This window comes from Ruegeria sp. H8 (assembly GCF_056532905.1).
The window spans coordinates 1-690 of sequence record NZ_JBQFNY010000027.1 but is presented as its reverse complement, the minus strand read 5'-3'; the positions used below and the strand labels follow the sequence as shown (position 1 = coordinate 690).

1 pseudogene is annotated in these 690 nt (G+C 55.1%); it reads right to left on the bottom strand.

Annotation, left to right across the window (positions count from 1 at the left end):
- A pseudogene (locus tag ACR0A2_RS22180) lies at positions 1 to 590 on the bottom strand (IS5 family transposase); the annotation flags it as partial.
- Positions 591 to 690: the final 100 nt, after the last annotated feature.

Here is a 690-nt window from a genome sequence, read left to right as displayed (position 1 = left end):
TTGTATCTGCGCTTGTCGTACTCGACAGGCGTCTTTCGCTGCTTTCGCCCGGGGATGCAGGCGCGTATCCCTTTGTCTTTCAACGCTTCTCGAAACCAGTCGGCGTCATAACCACGATCCCCGAGAAGCCAATTCACGTTTGGTATGCTGCTGAGCAGAGCCCGAGCACCGATTTAATCACTGATTTGCCCGGCCGTAACGAACAGGTTGAGCGGGCGACCCTCGCTATCACAGATAGTATGCAGCTTGGTATTCATGCCGCCCTTGGTTCTACCGATCAGTCGGCCACGCCCCCTTTTTGCGGCCATACTGGTGGCAATGCAGTGTGCTCTTAGATAGGTCGCGTCAATCATGACTGTCGTCTCTTCGCCATGCTGGGCGGCCAGACCAGACATGATCCGTGCGAAGATGCCTTTCTCGCTCCAACGCGTCCATCGGCTGTTAAGCGTTTTGTGCGGTCCGTAAGCTTCCGGGGCATCTCACCAGCGCAAACAATTGCGATTGATGAAGATAATCCCGCTCAAAACCCTTTTGTCATCAACCCGGGGCTTGCTGTGCGACTTCGGGAAAAATGGGACAAGCTTCGCCATCTGCGCGTCGGTTCGTCAATAAAGATCGCTCATGTCTCCGCTCCGTTCTGGGAGCCGTGAGTCACGCAGCGCAGCTAAAATCAATGCATCCTGAGCCTAG